The sequence below is a fragment of the Mycobacterium sp. NPDC004974 genome (assembly GCF_053600815.1).
In genome coordinates, this window is record NZ_JBSGAQ010000021.1 from 12,624 (window position 1) to 36,963 (window position 24,340).

23 protein-coding genes and 1 tRNA gene are annotated in these 24,340 nt (G+C 67.8%); 14 read left to right on the forward strand and 10 right to left on the reverse strand.

What is annotated here, in order from left to right; genetic code table 11:
• The first annotated feature begins 29 nt into the window (after window positions 1–29).
• The 4 genes from ACWEFV_RS30815 (at window position 30) to lysA (ending at window position 6,741) form a co-directional block, all read left to right on the forward strand.
• Window positions 30–2,294 (forward strand): DUF5682 family protein, encoded by a 2,265-nt coding sequence (locus ACWEFV_RS30815; RefSeq protein WP_450072983.1) that lies wholly within the window; start codon window positions 30–32, stop codon window positions 2,292–2,294.
• Window positions 2,291–3,412, forward strand: coding sequence for a VWA domain-containing protein (locus ACWEFV_RS30820; RefSeq protein WP_450072984.1), 1,122 nt, complete (start codon window positions 2,291–2,293; stop codon window positions 3,410–3,412). Before ACWEFV_RS30815 ends, ACWEFV_RS30820 begins: the two co-directional genes overlap by 4 nt.
• Window positions 3,409–5,307 carry an SWIM zinc finger family protein gene (locus ACWEFV_RS30825; RefSeq protein ID WP_450072985.1) on the forward strand — a complete coding sequence of 633 codons (1,899 nt, stop codon included), beginning with the start codon at window positions 3,409–3,411 and terminating at the stop codon, window positions 5,305–5,307. Before ACWEFV_RS30820 ends, ACWEFV_RS30825 begins: the two co-directional genes overlap by 4 nt.
• 93 nt (window positions 5,308–5,400) lie before the next feature.
• Window positions 5,401–6,741: a diaminopimelate decarboxylase gene (gene lysA / locus ACWEFV_RS30830; RefSeq protein ID WP_450072986.1), complete on the forward strand. Its 1,341-nt coding sequence runs from the start codon at window positions 5,401–5,403 to the stop codon at window positions 6,739–6,741.
• Between the two features lie 39 nt (window positions 6,742–6,780).
• Here lysA and ACWEFV_RS30835 read toward each other — a convergent pair whose 3' ends face one another.
• The 3 genes from ACWEFV_RS30835 to ACWEFV_RS30845 form a co-directional block, all read right to left on the reverse strand.
• Window positions 6,781–7,104 carry an ArsR/SmtB family transcription factor gene (locus tag ACWEFV_RS30835; protein WP_450072987.1) on the reverse strand — a complete coding sequence of 108 codons (324 nt, stop codon included), beginning with the start codon at window positions 7,102–7,104 and terminating at the stop codon, window positions 6,781–6,783.
• On the reverse strand, window positions 7,097–7,546 hold the full coding sequence (locus tag ACWEFV_RS30840) for an SRPBCC domain-containing protein (RefSeq protein ID WP_450072988.1): 450 nt from the start codon (window positions 7,544–7,546) through the stop codon (window positions 7,097–7,099). The genes ACWEFV_RS30835 and ACWEFV_RS30840 overlap by 8 nt, the downstream gene beginning before the upstream one ends.
• A 129-nt stretch (window positions 7,547–7,675) precedes the next feature.
• A complete protein-coding gene (locus ACWEFV_RS30845; protein WP_167858178.1) occupies window positions 7,676–8,269 on the reverse strand; it encodes a TetR/AcrR family transcriptional regulator in 594 nt (197 codons plus the stop codon).
• Between the two features lie 85 nt (window positions 8,270–8,354).
• Between ACWEFV_RS30845 and ACWEFV_RS30850 the strand changes: the two genes are divergently transcribed.
• From ACWEFV_RS30850 to pth, 8 genes are all read left to right on the forward strand, one after another.
• A tRNA-Gln gene (locus ACWEFV_RS30850) sits at window positions 8,355–8,426 on the forward strand.
• Window positions 8,427–8,513: 87 nt separating this feature from the next.
• Entirely contained in the window at window positions 8,514–9,974 is a 1,461-nt protein-coding gene (gene glmU, locus ACWEFV_RS30855; protein ID WP_450072989.1) for a bifunctional UDP-N-acetylglucosamine diphosphorylase/glucosamine-1-phosphate N-acetyltransferase GlmU, read from the forward strand.
• A gap of 205 nt (window positions 9,975–10,179) precedes the next feature.
• Window positions 10,180–11,160, forward strand: coding sequence for a ribose-phosphate diphosphokinase (locus ACWEFV_RS30860; protein WP_135457833.1), 981 nt, complete (start codon window positions 10,180–10,182; stop codon window positions 11,158–11,160).
• Entirely contained in the window at window positions 11,161–11,499 is a 339-nt protein-coding gene (gene arsC, locus ACWEFV_RS30865) for an arsenate reductase (glutaredoxin) (protein WP_135457834.1), read from the forward strand.
• Window positions 11,496–12,140 (forward strand): LpqN/LpqT family lipoprotein, encoded by a 645-nt coding sequence (locus ACWEFV_RS30870; RefSeq protein ID WP_450072990.1) that lies wholly within the window; start codon window positions 11,496–11,498, stop codon window positions 12,138–12,140. Before arsC ends, ACWEFV_RS30870 begins: the two co-directional genes overlap by 4 nt.
• A 40-nt stretch (window positions 12,141–12,180) precedes the next feature.
• A complete protein-coding gene (locus ACWEFV_RS30875) occupies window positions 12,181–13,053 on the forward strand; it encodes an oxidoreductase (protein WP_450072991.1) in 873 nt (290 codons plus the stop codon).
• Window positions 13,054–13,222: 169 nt separating this feature from the next.
• Window positions 13,223–13,876, forward strand: a complete 654-nt coding sequence (locus tag ACWEFV_RS30880) for a 50S ribosomal protein L25/general stress protein Ctc (RefSeq protein ID WP_450072992.1) — start codon at window positions 13,223–13,225, stop codon at window positions 13,874–13,876.
• 20 nt (window positions 13,877–13,896) lie between these two features.
• The gene (gene pth, locus ACWEFV_RS30885; RefSeq protein WP_135457840.1) at window positions 13,897–14,472 is read left to right on the forward strand and encodes an aminoacyl-tRNA hydrolase; all 576 of its coding nucleotides are present in this window, start codon (window positions 13,897–13,899) and stop codon (window positions 14,470–14,472) included.
• A gap of 7 nt (window positions 14,473–14,479) precedes the next feature.
• Here pth and ACWEFV_RS30890 read toward each other — a convergent pair whose 3' ends face one another.
• Together ACWEFV_RS30890 and ACWEFV_RS30895 are read right to left on the reverse strand one after the other, a co-directional pair.
• On the reverse strand, window positions 14,480–15,565 hold the full coding sequence (locus ACWEFV_RS30890; protein WP_450072993.1) for a hypothetical protein: 1,086 nt from the start codon (window positions 15,563–15,565) through the stop codon (window positions 14,480–14,482).
• A 69-nt stretch (window positions 15,566–15,634) separates the two neighbouring features.
• On the reverse strand, window positions 15,635–16,669 hold the full coding sequence (locus ACWEFV_RS30895) for a 4Fe-4S binding protein (protein ID WP_135457844.1): 1,035 nt from the start codon (window positions 16,667–16,669) through the stop codon (window positions 15,635–15,637).
• Window positions 16,670–16,777: 108 nt separating this feature from the next.
• On the opposite strand from ACWEFV_RS30895, the gene ACWEFV_RS30900 reads away from it, so the two are divergent.
• Window positions 16,778–17,305 carry a DUF6611 family protein gene (locus ACWEFV_RS30900; RefSeq protein ID WP_450072994.1) on the forward strand — a complete coding sequence of 176 codons (528 nt, stop codon included), beginning with the start codon at window positions 16,778–16,780 and terminating at the stop codon, window positions 17,303–17,305.
• Window positions 17,306–17,703: 398 nt separating this feature from the next.
• Here the strand turns inward: ACWEFV_RS30900 and ACWEFV_RS30905 are convergent, their stop codons facing one another.
• The 3 genes from ACWEFV_RS30905 to ACWEFV_RS30915 all read right to left on the reverse strand — a co-directional run bounded on the left by ACWEFV_RS30905 (window position 17,704) and on the right by ACWEFV_RS30915 (window position 21,308).
• Complete coding sequence (locus ACWEFV_RS30905) at window positions 17,704–18,135, reverse strand: DUF4189 domain-containing protein (protein ID WP_135457847.1); 432 nt, start codon at window positions 18,133–18,135, stop codon at window positions 17,704–17,706.
• A gap of 259 nt (window positions 18,136–18,394) precedes the next feature.
• Window positions 18,395–20,029: a fatty acyl-AMP ligase gene (locus ACWEFV_RS30910; protein ID WP_135457849.1), complete on the reverse strand. Its 1,635-nt coding sequence runs from the start codon at window positions 20,027–20,029 to the stop codon at window positions 18,395–18,397.
• A 310-nt stretch (window positions 20,030–20,339) separates the two neighbouring features.
• Window positions 20,340–21,308: a 4-(cytidine 5'-diphospho)-2-C-methyl-D-erythritol kinase gene (locus ACWEFV_RS30915; protein WP_167857966.1), complete on the reverse strand. Its 969-nt coding sequence runs from the start codon at window positions 21,306–21,308 to the stop codon at window positions 20,340–20,342.
• Window positions 21,309–21,363: 55 nt separating this feature from the next.
• Here ACWEFV_RS30915 and ACWEFV_RS30920 point away from each other — a divergent pair, with 55 nt between their 5' ends.
• Window positions 21,364–22,224: a serine/threonine-protein kinase gene (locus tag ACWEFV_RS30920; protein WP_450072995.1), complete on the forward strand. Its 861-nt coding sequence runs from the start codon at window positions 21,364–21,366 to the stop codon at window positions 22,222–22,224.
• Between the two features lie 58 nt (window positions 22,225–22,282).
• Here the strand turns inward: ACWEFV_RS30920 and rsmA are convergent, their stop codons facing one another.
• Together rsmA and ACWEFV_RS30930 are read right to left on the reverse strand one after the other, a co-directional pair.
• Window positions 22,283–23,182, reverse strand: coding sequence for a 16S rRNA (adenine(1518)-N(6)/adenine(1519)-N(6))-dimethyltransferase RsmA (gene rsmA, locus ACWEFV_RS30925; protein WP_450073028.1), 900 nt, complete (start codon window positions 23,180–23,182; stop codon window positions 22,283–22,285).
• Window positions 23,179–24,306: a transglycosylase family protein gene (locus tag ACWEFV_RS30930; RefSeq protein ID WP_450072996.1), complete on the reverse strand. Its 1,128-nt coding sequence runs from the start codon at window positions 24,304–24,306 to the stop codon at window positions 23,179–23,181. Before ACWEFV_RS30930 ends, rsmA begins: the two co-directional genes overlap by 4 nt.
• Between the last annotated feature and the right edge of the window lie 34 nt (window positions 24,307–24,340).

The following is a 24,340-nucleotide window of genomic DNA, read 5'->3' on the forward strand; positions in this document are numbered from 1 at the left end:
CAGCCCTTGATGAGCCCAGAATTGTTGGAGTGCGCCATCATTCGCCGGCATGCGCCCGCATGGTGGTCGCCGAGATCGAGCGGCTGCGCCCGGCGCACGTGCTCATCGAGGGACCATGCGATTTCAACGGCAGGATCGATGAACTCGACGCCGCGCACCGGCTGCCGATCGCGATCTACAGTTACCTGTCCGCGCCAGGAGTGCATCGCGGCTCATGGTCGCCGCTGGCCGAACACTCACCGGAGTGGCAGGCGCTACGGACGGGCCGCCGCGTCGGCGCGCAGGTCCGGTTCATCGACCTACCCGCGTGGCACGACGCCTTCGCCGAATTCACCAACCGGTACGCCGACGACCCCGACGAAGCGTCCGAACACCGCGCCGCGGACTACACTGCGGCGGTAGCCCGCGAACTCGGCATCGACAGTCGAGATGCGTTGTGGGACCACCTGTTCGAATCCGAAGAAGATCCCGCGGTGGTGGCGCAGCGGTTGTCGGTGTGGTTCACGGGCCTGCGCGGCGACGATCCCGGATCGACGGGCAATGCCGCCCGCGAAGACCTGATGGCGCGCTGGATCGCGTGGGCCGTCCGCCGGAATGAGGGTCCGGTTCTCGTGGTGTGCGGCGGCTATCACGCACCCGCACTGGCCCAGCTGTGGCCTCGACTACCGGAATCCGAGACACCGCCGGCAGTTCCCGTCCCCGAAGCGGATTCCCGGCACGGCTCGTATCTGGTGCCGTTCAGCTTCCACCAACTCGATGCGTTCACCGGGTACGCATCGGGCATGCCGTCGCCCTCCTATTACCAGTGGGCCTGGGAGAACGGTGTCGCGGCCGCAGGGCGACAGCTCTTACACCGTACGCGAGACCGCTTGCGGAACAAGAAGTTACCGGTGTCGACCGCGTCCCTGCAGAACGTGTACACGCACGCGCACGGGTTGGCCCGGCTGCGTGGGCACCAGGTTCCGCTGCGCTGTGACTGGCTGGACTCGGTCGCGGCCTGCTGGGTCACCGAGGCGCTCGTGGTGCCGTTGCCGTGGAGCTACCCCGGCCCGCTGGCGCCCGGCACGGATCCGGTGCTGGTCGAGGTGATGGACGTGCTCTCGGGCGAGGCGGTCGGTGCCCTCGCGGCGGGTACGCCGCAGCCGCCGTTGGTGGCGGCGGTTGCCGCCGAACTGGCCGCCCACGACCTGCCCGGGACAGGTGAAGTCACCCTGGACCTGTTGTCCGACAACGACCGTCGGCGCAGCCGGGTGCTGCACCGCCTGGCGCTGCTGGACATACCGGGAACCCAGCGCCGTGCAGGACCACGATGGGCCCTCGACGCCGGCCGCGAACCCACCGAGCAGTGGCACCTCGGCGATCCGCCCAGCCGCTTGGCCGCACTCATCGAAGCCGGCGCGTGGGGGGCCACCCTGCTCGACGCTGCCCGCAACAAATGGGGCTCCATGATCAGCGGCCCCGACATCGGCGTTGCCGAACTCGCCGCTGCGGTAGACGCTGCGGCCGCGGCCGGGCTGGGCTCGGTACAGGCCGATGTGATCGGCCGACTCCGCGAGACGGTGGCCGCCGAGACCGATCTCGGGGCACTGGGCGCGGCGCTGCGGGTGCTGCTGCCGTTGGCCCGTAATCCGCAATTGCTCGGTCTCGACGACGTGCCCGGATGTCTCGACGCCGTCGAGGCGATCGCCGACCGTGCGGTGTGGCTGTTGGAGCCGCCTGCTGCCGTGGCCCCCGCACAGATCGACGGTCACCTCCGGTTGATGATCGGTTTACGAGATCTGGTGCGCGCGCAGCTGTTCGCCTCCATGGACGATCGGATCGTGGCGGTGCTGCACCGCAAGGCGGCGTCGCACCGGTCGGATCCGGCGAGCCGGGGCGCGGCGCTCGGCGCCGTGATCAGCCTCGGTTCAGCGGCCGACGCCGATCCGCTGGCCGTGCTGGACTCGGTCTCGGTGGCCCGGCTCGGCGATGCGCTGGCGGGATTGCTCGCGCTGGCCCGCGAGGAGTTGATCTCCGATGCCGGCTTCGTGGCCGGACTCGACAGGCTGATCGGCGGATTGCACGGCGACGATTTCGTCGGCGCCCTCCCCGCCCTGCGCGCCGCGTTCGCGTGGTTGCCGCCCCGGGAACGCGGCGACGTGGCCGACGCGGTGCTGGAGCTTCACGGCGCGGCCAACGTGTCGCGGCGCGTGCTGCTACGCCGTCTCGACGCGGATCCACAGGCCGTGGCCGCGGCCGCTGCCGACGAACGCCGCGCCGTCGACCGGCTGCGGTCCTGGGGGGTGTGGCCGTGATCGACGTCCCAGAACCCTTGCAGCGGTGGCGATTACTCCTGGGCGCGGCCGCCGACGGCGCGCTCGGTTCTGCCACCGGAGAGCTCGGCGCGGCCGATGCCGCACTGGAGTGGCTCTACGGCCGCGATCCGGACCGCGCCGAACGGGGTGAGCGGTCCGGCGGTCAGGGGGACTCGACGCTGAGCGTGCCGGACTGGATCGACGCCGTGCACACGCTGTTTCCGCAGGAGGTGATCGAACGGGTCGAACGCGATGCGGTCGAGCGGTTCGGCATCACCGAGGTGGTGACGCGACTGGACGTGCTGGAACGCATCGAACCCTCCGAGTCGCTCCTGCGGGCCGTCATGCAGACCAAGCACCTGATGAATCCGGAGGTGCTGGCGGCGGCGCGGCGACTGATCGCCGAAGTGGTGCGTCGGCTCCTGGCCGAACTGGACACCGAGGTGCGCCGGGCGTTCACCGGCAGCCTGGACCGTCGCCGGCGCTCACCCGTCCCGATCGCCCGCAACTTCGATTTCCGCGGCACCGTCAAAGCCAACCTGGACCGCTGGGACCCGCAGCGGCAGCGGCTCTACCTGCAGCGGCCGCTGTTCTCCAGCCGCACGCAGCGGCACACCGAACGGTGGCGGATCGTGCTGCTGGTGGATCAGAGCGGGTCCATGGTGGATTCGGTGATCCACTCGGCGGTGCTCGCCAGTTGCCTGTGGCAACTACCCGGCATGGACACCAGCCTGGCGGCGTTCGACACCCAGGTGGTGGACCTGACCGACGAGCTGGTCGACCCTGTCGAGCTGTTGATGAAAGTCCAGTTGGGCGGCGGCACCGACATCGCCGCAGCCGTGGGTTGGGCAGCCGGACGGATCAGTAGCCCGCATCGTTCGGTCGTGGTGGTCATCTCCGACTTCTACGAAGGCGGTTCGGCGCCGTTGCTGGTCCGCCGGGTGCGCGAGTTGGTGGCCGGCGGGACGAAGGTGCTGGGGCTGGCCGCCCTCGACCGCCACGCCAACCCGGCCTACAACCACGAGCTGGCCGGGGAACTGGTGGCGGCCGGTGCGGAGGTGGCCGCCATGACCCCGGGTGAGTTGGCCGTTTGGCTCGCCGAGAAAGTTCGCGAATGAGCGCCCGGGCCGATCTGCTCGACCTGACCACCGACGCGCTCACCGCGTTGGCCAACCCCGGCTTCGTCAAACGCGCACGGAAGGATCTCGACGCGGGCCGCGGGCCCATCCTCGATATCGGCGACGACGGCGCGGTCACCGCACGCTTCGACGACGGCGTCGTCACCACGCTGCCGGTGGGGACGGCCGTCCGCGATGCCGCGTGCAGTTGTCCGGCCAGCGGCTGGTGCCGGCACCGCGTGATGCTGGTACTGGCGTACCAGGACGGGCACCATGACGCCCCGAAGGAGACCAAAGGCCATTGGAGCCCAGCAGAATTCACTGATGAAAGCCTGACGCAGGCACTGGCTCCGGCGACGCTGGCCGCGGCGCGGCGGATGGCACGCGGCACGGTGCGCCTGTCGGCACCGGACGGTATTCCGACCGCCCGCCTGCCGCTGAACACCGTGCAGTTCTTCTCGCCGTCCGCGCTGGCCCATGCCCGTTGCGACTGCCGCGACGTCAGCGGCTGCGCCCACCTGGCCGTGGCAGTGTGGGCGTTTCGAGCGGCCGGGGATGCCGGCTCGACGATGGCCCGCGAAATGGTGGTCTCCCTCGGTAGTGACACGGATCGCCGACCCGAAGTCGACGGGTTCGCCGCCGACCTCGATGCGCTGATCGTTTCGCTGTGGTCGGACGGGACCTCGTCCGAGGACGCCGGTCTCGACGCCCGGCTGGGCGCCCTGACCGAACAGGCCCGTCGCGCCGGGTGGAGCTGGGTGGCCGCCGACCTGGAGGAACTGTGCAGGCAACGCGAGGCCCTGCACCAGCGTCGTACCGACGCAGATCCGGAGGCGCTGCTCACGCTGGTGGCCGAGGCCCCGGCCCGGCTGCGCGCCGCCGCGGCCGCCGGCGAACTGGATGCACCGCAACGCACCGCCGGGGAGATTCTCGGCGTCGGGGTGCCCGGCGAAACCGAGCTGGCCCACCTGCGGCTGATCTCGCTGGGCGCCGAGTCATGGCGCGACGAACACGGCGTCGGCGCCCGGGTCTATCTCGCCGATCCCGACACCGGCTCGGTGTCAGTGCTGGAACGCCGTTGGTCGGGCCTGCAACCGGCCGCCGAACGCCGGATCCTGGGCACGAGACTGCAGCGGGTGGCGCAAGGGCAGGTGGTCACGACGGGCGCGCGGCGCCGAGCTTTGGGCCTCATCGAGATCAGCGCCGAGCGGGGCCGCACCTCGCTGCACGATCTGAGCCCCGCCGCCTGGGATGCCGGGACACTGCCGCACGGTATCGGCCACGAATCGTGGCCCGCGTTCGTGTGCCCCCGCCGGCTCGGCGACGGCATCCGGGTGCTGACCGTGGATGCGGTGCACGACTGGGGCTTTGACGCTGCGGCACAACAGTTGGTGGCTGACGTGACCGGACCGGATGGCGACACCCGCTTGGTGCTGGGGCATTCAGCTGCGGCGCCGGGCGCGGTCGACGCACTCGCCGATGTCCTGGAAGCCGGGAACCTGCACCGCGTCAGCGTCCGGGTACACCGGCGTGCCGGACGGCTGATATGCGAACCGTTGGCGGTGTTGACGCAAGACCGTGCCCTGGTGCTCGCGACCGAGGCGGCCTCTGGCCGTGAGCTCCCGCCGGCCCCTCCCGACGCGCCGGCCGGGCCACTCGAACGCGCCCGCCTCGAACTCGCCGGCTGGTTGCGCCGCGGGTTGCGTCATCAGAGTCGGGCAGCGCGAGAGCGGTTGGCCGGCCTCGCGGAAGGGCTCAGCGCCGCCGGAATGACAGTCGCCGGGACCGAATTGGCAACAGCCGCTGCCGCTATCGGTGAGGACGCAGATGGTGCGGTTCGCTCGCTGCAACGAGTCGTACTGCTACTCAGTGAAATATCGGCGCCTGCAGATTGAACTCCGACGCGTTCGCGTCAGGATCCGCCCCTGCAGCGTCAAGGAACCGTCAAGCCCGATGACGCAGGCCCCGGCACGGCCGACTGTGGAGTCATGACCTTGCTGGACATCCTGCCTTCACTTCGCGGCGCCACCCGACCACGACTCGATCCGAACATCTGGCCGCTGACCACAGGGGTCGACGAGCAGGGCAGGATCACCGTCGGCCGGGTGCCGCTGACCGACATCGCCGACGAATACCGCACTCCGGCCTACGTGCTCGACGAGACCGATTTCCGGACCCGCGCCCGGCGCTACCGCGCCGCCCTCGGCCAGGCAGAGGTGGTCTATGCGGGCAAGTCACTGCTAACCACCGCCGTTGCCCACTGGGTTGCCGAGGAAGGCCTCGGACTGGATGTCTGCTCGGCCGCCGAGCTGGCGACAGCGTTGGCGGGCGGGGTCGACCCGGCGCGCATCGTGATGCACGGCAACGCCAAGTCATGCGACGAATTACGCGATGCGATCGACGTCGGGGTCGGCCGGATAGTGGTCGACTCCCCGATGGAGATCACCTACCTGGCCGGGTTGGCGCGTCGGCCCCAGCCGGTACTGATCCGGGTCACACCCGACATCGACATCCACGGTCATCGTGCGGTCACCACCGGGGTGACGGACCAGAAGTTCGGATTCGCGCTGGCCGATCGCCGCGCCGCCCGCGCCGCCGCCCGCATCCTGGCCACCCCGAACCTCGATCTTGTCGGCCTGCACTGCCATATCGGCTCGCAGATCACCGACCCCGCGCCCTATGGAGTGGCCGTGCGCCGGTTGATCGGCGCGATGGCCGACATCCGCGCCGAACACGGCCTGGTGCTGACCGAGCTCAACATCGGTGGCGGTCATGGGGTTCCGTATGTCCGCGGCGACGCAGCCCTCGACATCGGAGCGCTGGCCGCCGTCCTCGACGATGAACTGACCGCGGCGTGCGCGGCCGAACGGTTCCCGCGGCCACGTCTGGTCGTCGAGCCCGGCCGCGCCATCAGCGCACGGGCCGGGGTGACCCTGTACCGGGTGTGCGGGGTGAAGTCCCAACCCGGCGGGCGCACGTTCGTCGCCGTGGACGGCGGCATGAGCGACAACCCGCGGGTCGCCCTGTACGGAGCGAAATACACGGTGGCCCTGGCCAATCGACATCCGCTCGGACCGACCATGGTGGCCACCGTGGTGGGACGGCATTGCGAGGCCGGTGACGAGATCGTGCACGACGTCGAGCTGCCCGCCGACATCCATGCCGGCGACCTGCTGGCCGTGGCCTGCACCGGCGCGTACCAACACAGCATGGCTTCGACCTACAACATGGTGGGCCGCCCGCCCGTGGTGTCGGTGCGCGACGGCGCTTCGCGGGTGTTGGTGCGTCGGGAGACGACGGCGGACCTGCTCGCGCGGGATCAGGGATGAGCGCTTGCGCGAAGACCCAACGGCTCGGCTGAGCTGCCGTCAGGCATCCCGCTCAGCAACATCCTTGATCCTGGCGAGCCGGCGTTCCCAACCCGCCGCTATTCCGTCGAGCCGTCTCGCCACCTCGCTGAGCCGAGCACCTACCGCCTCGTATTTGATCTCACGCCCCGCCCGGGTGGCTACCACCAGGCCAACGTCGGTGAGCACTTTCAGATGCTTGGCGATGGCCTGACGGCTGATCGGGAGTTCGTCGGCCAGCGCCGAGGCCGACGCGGGCCGGCGCCCGAGTGCAACGAGAACCTGCCACCGGCTGTCATCGGCAAGTGCAGCGAAAACCTGCACCGGTGAGGCATTTTCATGCATCGGCGGCGGCCCCCACCAGATACTTCTGGGCGAGGCCGAGCTCGACCGGCCAGCCTCCGCAGTGATCGTCGAACCGGGACCGGCGGTTGGCCTCGGGCTCGTCGAGCGAGGCGAACCCGCTCTCGACGACCCGCAGGACCACGCCGGATGGCGCTGGGGTGATCCAGAATTCGACGAGGGTGAAGGAGCTGTCGAGGTCGTCGGCGTCGATGTGCCACCGGAAGGCCGCGTAGCGCGGCTCATCGAGTGAGACTGTTCGGAACGCGAACCTCCCGTGCGTGGGATCGGTGACAACGGCGACGTCGCCGTCACGATCGATGTGGTGTTCTGTGATCCGCTCTTCATTGATGTACCAGCCGGGTTCGCTCACCAGGTCCCAGACGCGTTGCGCCGGTGCGTCGATGGTGATCTCGCGCTCGATGCGGTCGTAGTCGGTGGTCATATCGGGGGTCCTTTCCGCCGGGATTGTTGCAACCCAAGAGTTGCACATAGATCCCCGGTATTGCAACCCCCGAGTTGCAGTTGGTGTTGCCTACCGACTCGCCGTCGGGCGAGCGAACGAATGAGCCCGCTACTCCTCGTGCAGGATCGGGTCGGACTCCAGGTGGGTCAGCCCGTTCCACATCAGGTTGACGACGTGGGCGGCCACCACTTCCTTCTTGGGCTCGCGCACGTCGAGCCACCACTGGGCGGTCATCGACACCGACCCGACCAGCGCCTGGGCATACAGCGGTGCCAGTTCGGGATCCAGCCCGCGCCGGGAGAAATCCCCGGCCAGGATCGAGGAGACCTGGTTGACCGCGTCGTTGAGCAGCGTCGAGTAGGTGCCCGAGGTGATCGCGGCGGGTGAATCGCGGATCAGGATGCGGAAGCCGTCGGTGCGCTCCTCGACGTAGGTCAGCAGGGCCAGCGCCACGCGTTCGACCCGCACCCGGGACCGGTTGTTGGTAAGCGACGAGGTGATGCCATCCAGCAGAGCCGACATCTCCCGGTCGACGACGACGGCGTACAGGCCTTCTTTGCCGCCGAAGTGCTCGTAGACCACTGGTTTGGAGACGTTGGCGCGCTGCGCGATCTCCTCGATCGAGGTTCCGTCATAGCCCCGTTCAGCGAACAGCGACTTGGCGATCTCGATGAGCTGCTGTCGCCGTTCGTTGCCGGTCATCCGGGCCCGGGGGGCCCGCACTTCCTTCTCGGGTGCTGCCACGCATATAAGGCTAGACCGTTCGACTAGAGTCTCTCCCGGACATTCCGTCGTGGTGTAATCGGCAGCACCTCTGATTTTGGTTCAGATAGTTCAGGTTCGAGTCCTGGCGACGGAGCTCACGATCCCGCGAACGACCGCAGAATGCCGGTGTTGACGGTTTGTCGGCGTACAGACACGGTCGCTCGGCGAGAAAGGGGCACCTGTGTCGACCACCGAGGCCGCCGTCGTCGTACTGGCAGCAGGTGCCGGGACCCGAATGCGCTCGGACACCCCGAAGGTGCTGCACACCCTGGCCGGCCGCAGCATGCTCAGCCACGCGGTACACACCGTGGCCAATGCGGCTGCCCAGCATCTGGTGGTCGTTCTCGGCCACGACCGTGAGCGCATCGCCCCCGCGGTCGGTGAGCTGGCGGAGAAGCTGGGCCGCACCATCGACGTCGCCATCCAGGACCAGCAGCTGGGCACCGGCCACGCCGTGGCCTGTGGCCTGAGCTCGCTGCCCGACGAATTCGCCGGCACGGTCGTCGTGACCTCGGGTGATGTCCCGCTGCTCGATGCGGACACGCTGGCCGGTCTCATCGAGACCCACAGTGCCGCGACGGCTGCTGCCACTGTGCTCACCACCACCGTGCCCGACCCGACCGGCTACGGCCGCATCCTGCGTACCCAGGACAACGAGGTAATCGGCATCGTCGAGCAGGCCGACGCGACCGAGTCGCAGCGGGCGATCCGCGAAGTCAACGCCGGGGTGTACGCCTTCGACATCGCCGACCTGCGCTCGGCGTTGAGCCGCTTGAGCTCGAACAACGCGCAGCAGGAGCTGTACCTCACCGACGTCATCGCGATCGTGCGGCAGGACGGCCGGACGGTGCGGGCCATGCATGTCGACGACAGCGCGCTGGTGGCCGGCGTCAACGACCGGGTGCAGCTCGCCGATCTGGGCGCTGAACTCAACCGCCGCATCGTGGCCCGCCATCAGCGGGCCGGCGTCACGATCATCGACCCGGCCACCACCTGGATCGATGTCGACGTCACCATCGGCCGCGACACCGTCGTGCGCCCCGGCACCCAGCTGCTCGGCACGACCGAGATCGGCGCCGGCTGCGAGATCGGCCCGGACTCGACGCTGACCGACGTCGAGGTAGGTGACGGCGCATCGGTGGTGCGCACCCATGGTCAGCTCGCCGTGATCGGAGCCGGAGCCACCGTCGGCCCGTTCACCTACCTGCGGCCGGGCACGATCCTCGGGGCCGACGCCAAGCTCGGCGCGTTCGTCGAGACCAAGAACTCCACAATCGGCACGGGCACCAAGGTGCCTCACCTGACCTACGTCGGCGACGCCGACATCGGCGACCACAGCAACATCGGGGCCTCCAGCGTCTTCGTCAACTACGACGGCGAGACCAAGCACCGGACCACCATCGGCTCGCACGTGCGCACCGGCTCCGACACGATGTTCATCGCCCCGGTCAACGTGGGCGACGGCGCCTACACAGGTGCGGGCACCGTGCTGCGCGACGACGTCCCGCCCGGCGCGTTGGCGGTCTCGGACAACGCCCAACGCACCATCGAGGGCTGGGTGCAACGCAAGCGCCCGGGTTCGGCTGCTGCGGCGGCAGCGGCGGCAGCAGAAGAGGCCGCGCGCAAGGCCCCCGAGGAGTAGGCCGGCCACCACCGGCCACCACCGGGGCCGAGCGTGGCGCGTGTGCACGAAATCCGTGGCAAACGCGTGCCGGAACGCCACAGTCGGCACCGCTGGGCCGGGCAATCCGACGTTTCGTGTTGGCAATCTGGTAACCCGGCTACGAACAACCAGAAACGCTACGTACGATTGCTCCGTATCGATCCCCAACCGCGAAGGCAGCCAAGTGGCCACGGACTGGACCGACAATCGAAAAAACCTGATGCTGTTCTCGGGGCGCGCGCACCCGGAACTGGCAGAACAAGTGGCCAAGGAACTCGGTATCGAGGTCACCGCGCAGACCGCCCGCGACTTTGCCAACGGCGAGATCTTCGTCCGGTTCGACGAGTCCGTGCGCGGCTGCGACGCGTTCGTGCTGCAGAGCCATCCCGCGCCGCTGAACCAGTGGCTCATGGAGCAGCTCATCATGATCGACGCGCTCAAGCGCGGTAGCGCCAAGCGGATCACCGCGATCCTGCCGTTCTATCCCTACGCACGCCAGGACAAGAAGCACCGCGGCCGCGAGCCCATCTCGGCCCGCCTGGTCGCCGACCTGCTCAAGACCGCCGGCGCCGACCGCATCGTCTCGGTCGACCTGCACACCGATCAGATCCAGGGCTTCTTCGACGGCCCCGTGGACCACATGCGCGCCCAGTCGCTGCTGTGTGGCTACATCGCCGAGAACTACGCCGACAGCGACGTGGTCGTGGTGTCGCCGGACTCGGGCCGGGTGCGCGTCGCCGAGAAATGGGCCGACTCGCTGGGCGGCGTCCCGCTGGCCTTCATCCACAAGACCCGCGACCCGCTGGTGCCCAACCAGGTCAAGGCCAACCGCGTCGTCGGTGACGTCAAGGGCAAGACCTGCATCCTGACCGACGACATGATCGACACCGGTGGCACCATCGCCGGCGCAGTCAAGCTGCTGCGCGAAGACGGTGCCAAGGACGTCATCATCGCCGCCACCCACGGCGTGCTGTCCGACCCGGCCGCCCAGCGTCTGGCCGACTGCGGTGCCCGCGAGGTGATCGTCACCAACACGCTGCCGATCACCGACGACAAGCAGTTCCCGCAGCTGACCGTGCTGTCCATCGCGCCGCTGCTGGCCAGCACCATCCGTGCGGTGTTCGAGAACGGTTCGGTTACCGGGCTGTTCGACGGGTCCGCCTAGATGGCCCGCATCTACCACAATCCGAAATGCTCGACCTCGCGCAAGACCCTGGATCTGTTGCGCGAGAACGGGATCGAGCCGGAGGTCGTGCAGTACCTCAAGACGCCGCCGACGCGTGACGAGATCAAGCAACTGATCGCCGACGCCGGCATCGACGTGCGGACTGCGGTGCGCAAGCGCGAATCCCTCTACGCCGAACTCGGTTTGGCCGACGCATCCGACGAGGAACTGCTCGATGCGATGGCCGAGAATCCGATCCTGATCGAGCGGCCGTTCGTCGTGACCGACAACGGCACCCGGTTGGCCCGGCCGATCGATTCGGTGCGCGAGATTCTGTGAAGCGGCTGCTCGCCACCGGCGCCGCGATGGCGGTCCTGGTCACCGGCTGTGGCGCCGAAACGCCTGACTACAAGTCGATCTGGACCACGAGTTCGACGACTCCGGCCGCCCCTGCGGACAACCAGCCGGTACCCCTGTGGCAGTACCTGGAGGACTCCGGCGTCGTCGGCGAGCCCATCGCACCCGAGAAGATCCCACACCTGAACGTCACCATGCCGAACCCGCCGGGCTGGCACACCTACAACAATCCCAACCTGGCCCCGGGTACCCGGATGATCGCCAAGGGGAACACCTACCCCACCGCGATGATGCTGGCCTTCACCTTGCACGGCGATTTCGACGTACCCAAGGCCCTCAAAGACCACGGCTACGCCGATGCCCAACTGGCGGAGAACTTCAAGCAGCTCAACGCATCCAACGCGGACTGGAAGAGCTTCCCGTCGGCGATGATCGAGGGCAGCTACGACCTCAACGGCAAGCGCATGCAGAGCTACAACCGCGTCGTCATCGCGAACGACGGGCTGCAGCCCCCGCAGCGCTATCTGGTCCAACTGACCGTGACGACCTACGCCGACGAGGCTGCCGCGCAGGGACCGGACATCGAATCGATCATCGCGGGCTTCAACATCGCCAAGAAGTGAACCTGCGAAGAAGTGCCGGCGCGACCGTAGGGTGGTCAGCATGAGTGGATGGACCAGCGCCGACCTGCCCTCGTTTACCGGCCGCCGGGTGATCGTCACCGGCGCCAACAGTGGACTGGGTCTCGTCACCGCCCGCGAGCTCGCCCGCGTCGGCGCCAAGGTCACCGTCGCGGTCCGCAACCTGGACAAGGGCACCGCAGCCGCGGCGACGATGACCGGCGGGCAGGTCGAGGTACGCAAGCTCGACCTACAGAACCTGGCCTCAGTGCACGAGTTCGCCGACACGGTCGAGAGCGTCGACGTGCTGATCAACAACGCCGGCATCATGGCCGTCCCGCTGAGCCGGACCGTCGATGGCTTCGAGAGCCAGATCGGCACCAACCACCTCGGCCATTTCGCGCTGACCAACCTGCTGCTGCCCAAGATCGCCGACCGGGTGGTGACGGTGTCGTCGCTGATGCATCTGTTCGGGCAGATCAGCCTGCGGGATCTCAACTGGAAATCGCGGCCGTACTCGGCGTGGCTGGCCTACGGGCAGTCCAAACTGGCCAACCTGATGTTCACCTCCGAGTTGCAGCGCCGGCTGACGGCATCGGGCTCGCAGGTGCGTGCGCTGGCCGCCCACCCCGGGTATTCGGCCACCAACCTGCAGGGCCAGACCGGCAACAAGTTCGGCGCCCGGCTGATGGCGACCGCCAACCGGGTCTTCGCCAGCGATCCGTCGTTCGGCGCCCGTCAGACGCTGTTCGCGGCGTCCCAGGACGTCCCCGGTGACAGCTTCATCGGGCCGCGGTTCGGCCAGTTCGGCCCCAGCCAGCCGGTCGGGCGCAGCCCGCTGGCCAGGCGGGTGGACACCCAGAAGGCACTGTGGGAGCTGTCTGAGCAGCTGACCAAGACCACGTATCCGCTGTAGCTCGCCGGCGCCGATTTTTGGGAGCGGCCCGGTTTTTGCTACCCTGACCTGGCGTCACGGCGAGGGTGGACCTTTTGGACCACCGTTATCGGCGGGAACTTCTTCAAGTGTTGTGACCCTTGCCGTGCTGACGATCTGACCGCAGTACCGCAATTAGAGGAGCAACATCATGGCCAAGGCCGCAGCCAAGAACGTCCCCAACAAGCTCACCGCCGCCGTGCGTACCCGCACCGGCAAGGGTGCCTCGCGCCAGGCACGCCGCGACGGCAAGGTCCCCACCGTGCTCTACGGCCACGGCACCGAGCCCCAGCACCTGGAGATCAGCGCCCGTGAGTTCGCCGCGGTGCTGCGCCACTCGGGCACCAACGCCGTGCTGACCCTCGACATCGAGGGCAAGGAGCAGCTGGCGCTGACCAAGGCGCTGGACATCCACCCGATCCGCCGCAACATCCAGCACGCCGACCTGCTGGTCGTGCGCCGGGGCGAGAAGGTCCACGTCGAGGTCACCGTGACCGTCGAGGGCGACGCCGTTCCGGGTGCCCTGGTCACCCAGGACGCCAACACCATCGAGATCGAGGCCGAGGCCCTGTCCATCCCCGAGCACCTGACCGTGTCGATCGAGGGCGTCGAGGCCGGCACCCAGATCCTGGCCGGCCAGATCGAGCTGCCCACCGGCGTTTCGCTGGTGTCGGATCCCGAGATGCTCGTGGTCAACGTCGTCGAGGCCCCGAGCGCCGAGGACCTCGAGTCCGAGGGTGCCGGCGAGACCGCTGAGGCCCCGGCCGCGGAGCCGGCCGCCGAAGCTGCCGAAGCCGCCGAGTAACCAGGTAGGACACTGCCTCGATGGCCGAGCCGCTGCTGGTGGTGGGCCTGGGAAATCCCGGGCCCGCCTACGCCAAAACCCGGCACAATGTCGGGTTCATGGTGGCCGATGTACTGGCCGCCCGCATCGGCTCGGCCTTCAAGGTGCACAAGAAATCCGGTGCCGAGGTGATCACCGGCCGGCTCGCCGGAGCTCCGGTGGTGCTGGCCAAGCCTCGGTGCTACATGAACGAGTCCGGCCGTCAGGTCGGGCCGTTGGCCAAGTTCTATTCGGTGCCGCCGGGTCGGATCGTGGTCATCCACGACGAGCTCGACATCGACTTCGGCCGGATCCGACTCAAGGTCGGTGGCGGCGAGGGCGGCCACAATGGGCTGCGTTCGGTGGCATCAGCCTTGGGCAGCAAGGAATTTCAACGGGTCCGCATCGGAGTGGGCCGCCCGCCGGGTCGTAAGGATCCGGCGGCATACGTGTTGGAGGCCTTCACCGCCGCCGAACGCGCCGAACTGCCGACGATCTGCGAGCAGGCCGCCGATGCCACCGAGCTTTTGATCGCTCAGGGCCTGGAGCCGGCCCAGAACACCGTGCACGCCTGGTGATCTTGCATCACCAGGTGAACGGCTTCTCCAAAGTGAGCGTGCGCTCCGCCGGCGGGTACCAGCCCTGCGGCGCATGCTGGTCGCTGTGCAGATAGCACTGCACCCGCACCTCTGCGCTACCTGGACGAAATGTGAGCAGCCGGCTGATCGGCAGGGTCGTGATCGGCATGTGATGGCGACTCAATGACGCCACATTCATGAAATAGGTTCCGCCCCAAGCCTGCTCGATATGGGTCTTGCCGCCGTGGGAATCGTCGGGATTGGTGTGGGTGTGACCGGCCAGCCACAGCGCGACCGCACCCGGGTGTTCGGTGAGGTACCGCTCGAAGGCCCCGGAGTCCGGCTTGCCGCCGACCCAGTACAGGTAGGACGCGCCCTGCGGCGTCCCCTCCAGGAACGGGCGATGGTAGTGCTCGTGGAGCTTTCCGTCCGCGTCGCGGCGCACCCCCTCCCACTCCCCTGACGCCACCGTCGTGTCCTTGAGCACGTAGTGGTGCACCGTGATGATGATCGAATCACGGTTCTGTTCAACCATGTTCGCCCACCAGTCGAACGTCTCGGCGGAGACCACCCCACCGGGGTTACCGCCGAGCGTGCCCCGGCCCACGGCCTGCGACGGCTCGTTGCGGTCGCTGAGCATCAGGAACAGCAGGTTGCCCACCCGGAACGAATAGCGTTCCCAGGTACCGCTGACCCGATATCTCCGGGCCGCGGCGTCGACACCGGAATGTGCGGGGTGCGCGCCCAGCGGATCGATCCATTTCTGCCACCACCAGGCGTCGGGTTCGGAAAGACCGCTGCGGTCATGGTTTCCGCACACCGAGTACACGTCTTCACGCCGGTGTTTGCGCAGCGCCGAGAGCTGCCGACGGACCTCCTGCCCCTCGGCATCGTCGGGCAGGCTGTGATGCGCGCCGGACATGTCGCCGACGTCGACGGCGATGTCCCAGCCGAACGGCGGACCGCCCTGCGCTCCACCGAATTCCGACTGTCGGATGGCCTCGGCGAGGCTCTCCCGGCCGAACTGCCTGTCGGTCCCGACGTGGGCATCACCAAATGCCCACAGCCGAAAGTCACCCTGCTGTGTCGCCATCGTCGCGCCACGTTAGCCGCCGAGGGATGACCGGCCGGGCGTTGTACTCACGGTGATTCCATCGGCCGGTCACAGACCCCGGATTCCGCTGTCCACCACCTTGACGGTCTTGTGTGGATACCGCTTCTCGGCGTGGGCCTTGGCCGCCGAGTTCGGCAGAACATACAGCGTTTCGCGCTTGTCCTGCAGGGGTTTGAGCACCCGGTCCATGAACTCCTTGCGGTCATCGAGGTAGGGCTCGATGACGTCCTCGCCCGCCGGACATACCGCCAGGCAGTAGGCCGCCTTGTAATTGGCCTTGAACGACAGGCTCTGCCACATCGACGCATTCTCGGAATCGCTGACCCGGGACCGGAAATCGGCGGCATCGCTGCTGTCGGCGATGGTCTGCGCCCAGTCGGTGAACCCGCCCATGAACTCGCGGTAGTTGTGCACCGAGCAGGCGACGAAGTCGAACTCACCGTCCTTGCCGATCGCCCCGACCGGGCAGGCCGCCACGCACAGCTTGCATTCCAGGCACGGCGAATAGTCCAGCGGCACGCCGTAACTGCTGATCGGCGCACCGACCAGAATCGTCGCCAGCAGGATGAAGTTGCCGAATCTGGGGTGGATCACGTTGCGGTGGATGCCCATCACCCCCAGCCCTGAGGCCACCGCGACCGGCTTGTGCGCCACCACCCAGATCCGCCCGGGGAACCTGTCCATCTCCATCGGAAAGGTCGCCGACGGGTTCACCGCACGATGGCCGGCATCCTCCAGGGCCCGGGTGATCCGGTGCGCCGCCTCGTTGATGATCTCGCCGCTGCGATGGAACTCCTGGTTGGCCACGCTGCGGGTGGACGAACGTACGTTGTCGCGGTTCATCTTCACCACCAGCGAGATGTAACTGCGAACCCCCGGCAGTGCGGCCTCGACGTGTTCGCGCTCCGAGGCCAGCGCGGGGTCGTCCGCACTGGCGAAAGCCACGTCGTCGGCCCCGGCGTCCAGGCACAATGCCCGCAGCCAATCGGCGTCGATTACGTCCGGAACAGCTGTGTCCGCACGGGCCCGCACCGCGCGGACAGTCGGGTGGTCGGCCAGGCGAGGTGGGAGTTTCGGCGTCATCAGGCTGAGTATAGTTATCTATACTCAGCACGCAAGAATCCAGCTCGTGGGCGTAAAGAAACCGTTCGGGCGCGATGCGGGCACCTACGTAGCGGGTACACCCGAGGTATGGACGGCAACCGGCTACTGCACCCGCTTCTCGACGGCTCCCGGGCGTGGGGCTGTGTGCAGGTCAGGCCCGGCCGTTTCGGCATCACCTACTACCGCTTGGTGGTGTACCCGCCCGGCCTGAGTGCCGCTGAACGCCGCCTCGTCCGGCTGGCACGGGGCTGGCCGCTGTGGGGAATGTTCGTGTGGCTGCTGTGCCAGCTGTGGCTGGGCGGGCAGATGTCACCCTGGCCCGCGTTCGGGATTTCCACCGCGGTGTTCCTCGCCGCGGGAGCCGTTGCGCTCGGCCTGGCCGGCAGCGCGTTCCACGGCGTGCGAACGCTGTGCGCCACGACGATGGCCGGTTACGACGATCCTGGATCTGCGGCCGCCCGCGAGCGCCTGGTCGTGCTGGCCGCCGAACTCCTACATGCCGACGAGTGCCTCGCCCGCGGCGAGATCACCGCCGTCGACCACGAGATGATCTGGTGGCGGGTCTACAACCGGATGCAAGCCGACAAGACCGCAAATACCCAGCGCAGCAAATGATGTCGGACATGCTCGACGGCGCCATAACGACTACGAGCGGGCGCGTCACGAATGACACGCCCGCTCGCGGGTGCTTGGTACCGACTCGGCGAATAACTAGCGGCGAGCCCCAGGCATCCCCAACCACGGGAACACCGGCTGATTGGCCGGCGGCGCCGTCGTTCCTGGTCGCGCCTTGATCGAGGTGCTGCCATTGGTCGTGCAGATCGTCTTGGTGGCCGTGTCCTGGCAGGTCGGCCGAGCACTGGCAACCGGTGCCGAAACGACCGATACGGCAGCCAAACTCGCCATCAAGAATGCAAACTTGCCGCGACCAGTCATCTTGTCCTTCCCTTTCCGGGCTACGACCGCTACACCCGAACTGCGATGCGCCGAACGCGCCGACATCCGCCCGCTCATCACGGGCAGGCCGATACGACGACGGGGGAATCCGCATCGAGCGGGGTGTTGTTCGCCGCCGCCCGGTTGAATGCGTCCTGGCGGGCAGCCTCGACCGTCGCCCCGGCACCGCCGGCCACCGCGTGGTTGCTAGGGCTCGCGACGGACACGATGCAGAGGTTGTCGTTGGTCACCTCGTCAGCGGTGCACTCCACACCTCCCGCGCTCTGGCAGGCCGCGATCACCGCCGCCGAGGCCTCTTCGCTCGTATCACCGGTAGCGGTGAAACCCGCTATAGTGTCGATGAATTCGCCGGTGCCGACGGCAGCAAAAATGTCTTCGGGGTCCTCGACGTAACCACCGGGGCCACCCGCCCACGCGGTGCCCGCGGTAATCCCGGCAGCAATAACGCCTGTGCCGAGGATCGCCGAAACCCATCGGGATTTGACCATTCCGGTCCTCTCTTCAAAGTGCTTTCTGCGACAGAATACGCAAACATTGCATTAACGATGAGCAAATTGACTGTGCTGTCATGGCTTTTGATCGACGTCGCAGGTACCCGCAGTGCCCACATTGCGAAATGCACGCCGAAACCCGGTGTGTCGAGAGAGGCTCAACTCAGAAGTGCGCGAGGGTGCGCAAAATGTTGCGCCGCCAGCGGCGTGTCGACCAGCAGACACGCACGCTCGCGGCGCAGGAAGCCAGAAAAGGCTAGGTGACCAGGGAGACCGAGTTGGCGCGGCGCAGCTTGCCCGACGGGGTCTTCGGAATGCTGCCCGGCCCGAGCACCACGACGTTGCGCGGACGCATGTCGACCTCGGAGACCACCTCGTGGGCCACCTGATGCTCGATGCGGCGCACCTCGGCCGGGTCCTGCCAGGCGTTGGACTCCACGGCGACGGCGAAGGTCTCACGCGAGTGCCCGGCGTCCAGACGCACCGCCACGGCGCAGCCGGGGCGGACGCCCTCAACGCGACCGGCGGCGCGCTCGATGTCGGTCGGGTAGATGTTGCGCCCGGCCATGATGATCACGTCCTTGACGCGACCACACACGATGACGTTGCCCTCTTCGGTGATGTAACCGAGATCGCCGGTGTCGTACCAGCCGTGCTCGTCCTGGGCCGGCAGGAAGCCGCCCATGGTGATGTAGCCGGGGGTCAGCGATTCGCCGCGCAGCTCGATGACGCCGACGCCGCGGGCCGGCATCACGTCGCCGTGCTCGTCGACGACACGGGCCTCAAGGTCTTTCAGCAGCGGGCCGAGTGAGGCCAGCCGCCGGGTGTTGCCCTTGGTTGCGGGCACGGCACGGCGCAGCGCGGCCAGCAGGTCGGCATCGACCTCGTCGACCACCAGGCCGGCGTCGCACGGGGAGAACGACACCGCCAGGCAGGTCTCGGCCATGCCGTAGGCCGGCAGGATCGCCGACGAGGGAAGGCCGAACGGCTTGCCCGCGTCGAGCAGGTCCTCGACATCGGCAGGCTCCACGGGCTCGGCGCCCGAGAGCGCGAACCGCAGGGTGGACAGGTCGTACTCGCCGGGCTTGGCCTGACGGCGCAACCGCTTGGCGAACAACGCGTAGGCGAAGTTGGGCGCCGCGGTCATGGTGCCCTTGTACTTGGTGATGAGCTTGGCCCACAGCAGGGTGTCACGCAGGAAGTCCATCGGCGTGACCTTGACGAGCTCGGCGCCGAAGTACATCGGGATGGTCAGGAAGCCGACCATGCCCATGTCGTGGAAGCAGGGCAGCCAGCTGACCATGACGTCCTTGTCGACGTCGTACTGCGCGCCGATGAACATCGCCTCGGCGTTCGAGTGGATGTTGCGGTGCGTGATCTGCACGGCCTTGGGCGAGCCGGTGGAGCCGGACGTCAGCTGCATCAGCGCCAGATCGTCCTCGCCGGTTTCCACCGGGTCGATCGGGTCGGCCGCCAGCAGGTCGCCGACCTTGAGCACCTTGATGCCCTTTTCCTCCAGCACCGGGATGGCGACCAGGAACGGCTCGGAGACGATGACGGCGTCGGCCTCGATCATGCCGATCACGTTCATGGTGTCTTCGGCCCACACCGCCAGGTCCGTGCGCGGAGTCGGCTGGTGCAGCATGGTCAGGCTCGCGCCCCGCATCCACACGCCCTGGGCGGTCGGCGCGATCTCCACCGGGAAACCGGCCAGCACACCGACGGCGTCGCCGTGGCCGATACCAGCGGCCGCCAGGCCGCCTGCGATGCGGCGGGAGCGCTCGTGAACCTCACCCCAGGTGTGGCGAACCGGCTCATGCGGCTCACCGGTCACCATCCCGCGCTTGCTCTCACGAGCATTGCGGAACATCTTCTCGGTGAATCTGCTCACGACGACCTCCTTGGCTTCCGCGGCCCCGGCACCAGCGACAGTGCGCCAGGTGCAGTTGCCCGGTTATCCATGCTCCGCCCGCTGCACACCGCTTTTGGGTAGGCGCGCGCACACGATTGGGGAGCAGTTATGTCTCGAAAAGGTGATGCCCCAGAACCGGGAATACAGCTTCGCGGCCGCCCACCGTTACGGGCGGCGGGCGCACAAGTCGTACCCGATGCAAGATCGCTAGCATTCACCGTCGCTCATCTTAAGAGACCCTTAAGTAACTGGCCAAACCCTCGCGTTAATTGAGGTCTGCGTCACAGTGTCAGGCCGAGGTCGACGGCTCCGGGACGACCCGGGCACCGCTCACCGGACCGCTGGCCACCCGCACTGTCCGGCACACCCCCGCCCCGGCCAACTCGGCGCCGACGTCCACCGCCGACGTCGAGGACGGGCACAGGAACGCGCACGTCGGCCCGGATCCGGACACGATGCCGGCCAGCGCGCCGGCCTCCACCCCGGCACGCAACGTCCGGCGCAGGTCCGGGTACAGGCTCAGCGCCGCCGGCTGCAGGTCATTGCCCAGCAGTGCGGCGAGTTCGGCCGGATCACCGGACGCCAGCGCGGCCAGCACGGGCTCGGGCTCCTCGGCCCTGGGCGGGCCGCCGGTCGAGGTGTCCGCACGCAGCCGATCCAGCTCACCGAACACCTTCGGGGTGGACAGACCCTTGTGTGCGAACGCCAACACCCAGTGGAAGGTACTGCGGGCCAGGACCGTGGCCAGTTCCTCACCGCGCCCCGTGCCCAGCGCCGTGCCGCCGTGCAGCGCGAACGGCACGTCACTGCCCAGCCGAGCGGCCAGGGCGTGCAGATCGCGCCTGGGCACCCCGAGCTCCCACAGCGTGTTCATCGCCACCAGCACCGCGGCCGCGTCGGCACTGCCGCCGGCCATGCCACCGGCCACCGGGATCGACTTGTCGATGCTGATCGCCACGTCCGGCGACCGGCCCACATGCTCGGCCAGCAGCTCGGCCGCGCGCCAAGCCAGATTGCGCTCGTCGGTGGGCACCGACTCCACGCCCTCCCCCTCGACGGTCAGCGACAACATATCGGCGTTGCGCACCGTCACCTCGTCCAGGAGCGACACTGCGTGGAACACCGTGGTGAGGTCGTGGTAACCGTCGTCGCGCACATCGCCGACGGCCAGGTGCAGGTTCACCTTGCCGGGGACGCGCACGGTGACAGAACCGGTGGGGACCCACTCGGATGCGGTACTGCCGTCGGATGCTGACACGGCCACGACACTATCGCCGCTCACCCGCGGTTGTCGGTGAACTTAAGCTGAGACGGTGCCCTCACCCGAGGTGATCGTCGCGGGATACACCGCGGTGAAAGTCGTGGGGACCGGCGGCTCAGCCGTCGTATACCTGGCCCGCGACCCCGACGGGGCCACCGTCGCGCTCAAGGTTCTCGATGATCAGCACCGCCAACCCGCCCACCTGGCCCGGCTGCAACGCGAGTTCGACTTCGCCCGTCAGCTCACCCATCCCAACATCGTCACGGTGTATGCCGCAGGCCCGGGCTGGCTGGCGATGGAGCTCCTCGGCGGCACGGCGAACCACCTGCCCGGCATACCCGAGCGGCTCACCGCGTTGACCCAGATCGCGGGGGCACTCGACCTCGCCCACCGGCGCGGAATCGTGCACTGTGACGTCAAACCCGCCAATATCCTTGTCGATCAACCATTCTCGCGGGCAGTGCTGATCGATTTCGGCGTGGCGCACTCGATGGCCGAGGACGTCGCCGCGCGCCTGTCCCACGATCGCTCACGGATGAGCCTCGACCCCGCCCGGCGCATCACCCGTCAGGCGTTCCAGCCGCATCCGAACATCCAAGCGTCACTGGCCTATTCGGCGCCCGAACTGCTCGTCGGGAGGACGCCGTCGGCGGCGACGGACCAGTACGCACTGGCCTGCACGACGGTCGAACTGCTGACCGGGTCGCCCCCGTTCACCGCGGATACCGCGGTGGCCCTGATCGATCAGCAGCTGTACAGCCGTCCGCCACGAATATCGCAGCGCTGCAGCTGGATTCCACGTGGGGCGGACTCGATCATCGCCAAGGCGATGGCCAAGGAACCGGACCGGCGCCACGCATCGTGCTCGGAGTTCGTCAGGCTGGTGATCGAAGCGATCGAGCCTCCGACGTGAAGAAGATCGCGAGATTGTCGAACAATCTCGCGATCTTCTTCACGTTCAGCGCAGGTGGCTAGTGTGCCGCCTCAACTTCGGCCGCGGCCTCACCCTCAGCCTCTTTGGCCCGCTGCAGCAGCCGGACGAAGTCCGCGATGCCCAGCGTCTCACCACGGCGCGACGGGTCGATACTGGCGGCCAGCAGCCGCTCGGCCGACTCGTTGCCCGAGCCCGCCCAGTCCGCGAATGCGTTGCGAGAGGTCTTGCGCCGCTGCGCGAATCCGATGTCGATGAGCTTGAACACCTCATCGCGGAACTCGGCGTCGGTCGGCCACGGCGATGTCTCGTACCGGTCGATGCGGACCAGTCCGGAGTACACCCGCGGGATCGGCCAGAACACCGTCGGCGACACCATCCCGTGCCTGCGCACGTTTCCGTAGAAACGCGCCTTGGCACTGGGTACGCCGTAGTCCTTGCCGCCGGGGTCGGCCGCGAGGCGCTCGGCCACCTCGGCCTGGACCATGACCATCACCGTCCGGATCGACGGGAACTCGGCCAACAGGTGCAGCAGTGCGGGCACCGCCACGTTGTACGGCAGGTTCGCCACCAACGCGGTCGGCTGCTCGGTCAGATCAGACGGCATCAGCGTCAGGATGTCCTGATTGATCACCGTGAGCCGGTTGATCTCGCTGTGGGAATGATCGGCGATGGTGGCCGGCAATTGCTTGGCCAGCACCGGATCGATCTCCACGGCGGTCACCCTGGCGCCGCGGTCCAACAGGGGCAGAGTCAACGACCCGAGACCGGGTCCTACTTCGAGCACATGGTCGTTCCGGTGAATCCCGGAGGCCGACACAATGCGCCGAACGGTATTGGCATCGTGAACAAAGTTCTGGCCAAAGGCCTTGCGTGGCCGAAAGTCGATTTCTTTCGCCAAGCGTCGTATCTCGGTCCGCCCGAGGAGTCGAATAGTCAGCGCGCCCCAATCCTCCCACTACACACTGGCCAAGCTCCCCAACCCTGCCGGGCCTGCGTCACCGTAGCAATCGCAATCTGCTCTTCTCTAGTCGCCAGATCGGCTCTCGGAGCATACCGCAGACCACCCTGTCGCTCCCAGGTGTTCTGGTCGAATTGGACCCCGCCAAAAAATCCGTTACCAGTGTTAATGGCCCAGTTACCTCCGGCTTCGCACTGCGATAGCGCGTCCCAGGCAGCCCCATTGCTAACCGGCGGAACTTCGGTGCCCGGCTTTGCTCCGACCCTCAGCACGCCGTCGCGCGCCGGATCGATCACGACATTGGCTACTGGCAGCCTGCCGGTCTCCACACCGTTCACCTTGGCCACCGCGTAGGTCACGTCCTGGGTGCCCGGGGCGCCGGCGTCCTCGACGACCTTGCGGCTCATGTTCAGCTCGGGGTCTTCGATGCGCTTGTTGCCCGGGGCCAGCTCCACCCGCTCGGTGACCTTCTCGATACGCATGCGGGTCACCTGAAGCTGCATACCCTCGGTGACCGGGGTCGATGCCGCCGGAACCACGGTGTCGTTCTGCTCCAGGGGTGCCCCCGCAGCGGCGAGCAGACCGGCCACGTTCGGGGCAGCCAGATGCACAGTCTGGACGTTGCCGCCGTCGTCGATCCGCACTGTCTTGGCACTCACCACGGGCAGTGCCATACCGCCCAGCGGCACCCTGCTGCCGCGGGACGCCGCGGCCGGTGCCTTGTCGGTCATCTTCAGCTGCGCCAGGGCCTCATCCACGGTCGAGGCGGTGGTCCAGACCTGCTTGCTGTCGTTACCGTCCAACGACAATTGCAGCGGCCGGCTGCGGCGCAGGACGATGGTGTCGGCCTGGTTCACGGACTCGTCGGCGGCGGGGTAGAGATCGTCGCGGTCGCCTACCGAGAATCCGTTCTCCTCGACGACATCGATCACCCGGGACTTCATCGTCGTCACGGTCATCGGTGCGCCGTCGACGCTCAGCGTGACGGTCTTGTGCGATCCGACGGCGTAGCCCCCGGCCGCGGTGAGCGTGACCAGTAAGGCCCCCACCACGCCTCGCAGCAGCGGTGATCGGGATTCATGAAGTTTGTTCAGAGCGTCCACAGTTCTCGCTTTTCGGCTCGGACGGCATGCATCA

Excerpts from the sequence above, each read along its gene's own strand:
- ACWEFV_RS30880 (WP_450072992.1), top strand. The coding sequence starts at position 13,223 with ATGGCCAAGGCCGCAGCCAAGAACGTCCCCAACAAGCTCACCGCCGCC.
- ACWEFV_RS30835 (WP_450072987.1), bottom strand. The coding sequence starts at position 7,104 with ATGCATGAAAATGCCTCACCGGTGCAGGTTTTCGCTGCACTTGCCGAT.
- ACWEFV_RS30840 (WP_450072988.1), bottom strand. The coding sequence starts at position 7,546 with ATGACCACCGACTACGACCGCATCGAGCGCGAGATCACCATCGACGCA.
- ACWEFV_RS30900 (WP_450072994.1), top strand. The coding sequence starts at position 16,778 with ATGGACGGCAACCGGCTACTGCACCCGCTTCTCGACGGCTCCCGGGCG.
- ACWEFV_RS30895 (WP_135457844.1), bottom strand. The coding sequence starts at position 16,669 with ATGACGCCGAAACTCCCACCTCGCCTGGCCGACCACCCGACTGTCCGC.
- lysA (WP_450072986.1), top strand. The coding sequence starts at position 5,401 with ATGACCTTGCTGGACATCCTGCCTTCACTTCGCGGCGCCACCCGACCA.
- ACWEFV_RS30845 (WP_167858178.1), bottom strand. The coding sequence starts at position 8,269 with ATGACCGGCAACGAACGGCGACAGCAGCTCATCGAGATCGCCAAGTCG.
- pth (WP_135457840.1), top strand. The coding sequence starts at position 13,897 with ATGGCCGAGCCGCTGCTGGTGGTGGGCCTGGGAAATCCCGGGCCCGCC.
- ACWEFV_RS30825 (WP_450072985.1), top strand. The coding sequence starts at position 3,409 with ATGAGCGCCCGGGCCGATCTGCTCGACCTGACCACCGACGCGCTCACC.
- arsC (WP_135457834.1), top strand. The coding sequence starts at position 11,161 with ATGGCCCGCATCTACCACAATCCGAAATGCTCGACCTCGCGCAAGACC.
- ACWEFV_RS30875 (WP_450072991.1), top strand. The coding sequence starts at position 12,181 with ATGAGTGGATGGACCAGCGCCGACCTGCCCTCGTTTACCGGCCGCCGG.
- ACWEFV_RS30905 (WP_135457847.1), bottom strand. The coding sequence starts at position 18,135 with ATGGTCAAATCCCGATGGGTTTCGGCGATCCTCGGCACAGGCGTTATT.
- ACWEFV_RS30890 (WP_450072993.1), bottom strand. The coding sequence starts at position 15,565 with ATGGCGACACAGCAGGGTGACTTTCGGCTGTGGGCATTTGGTGATGCC.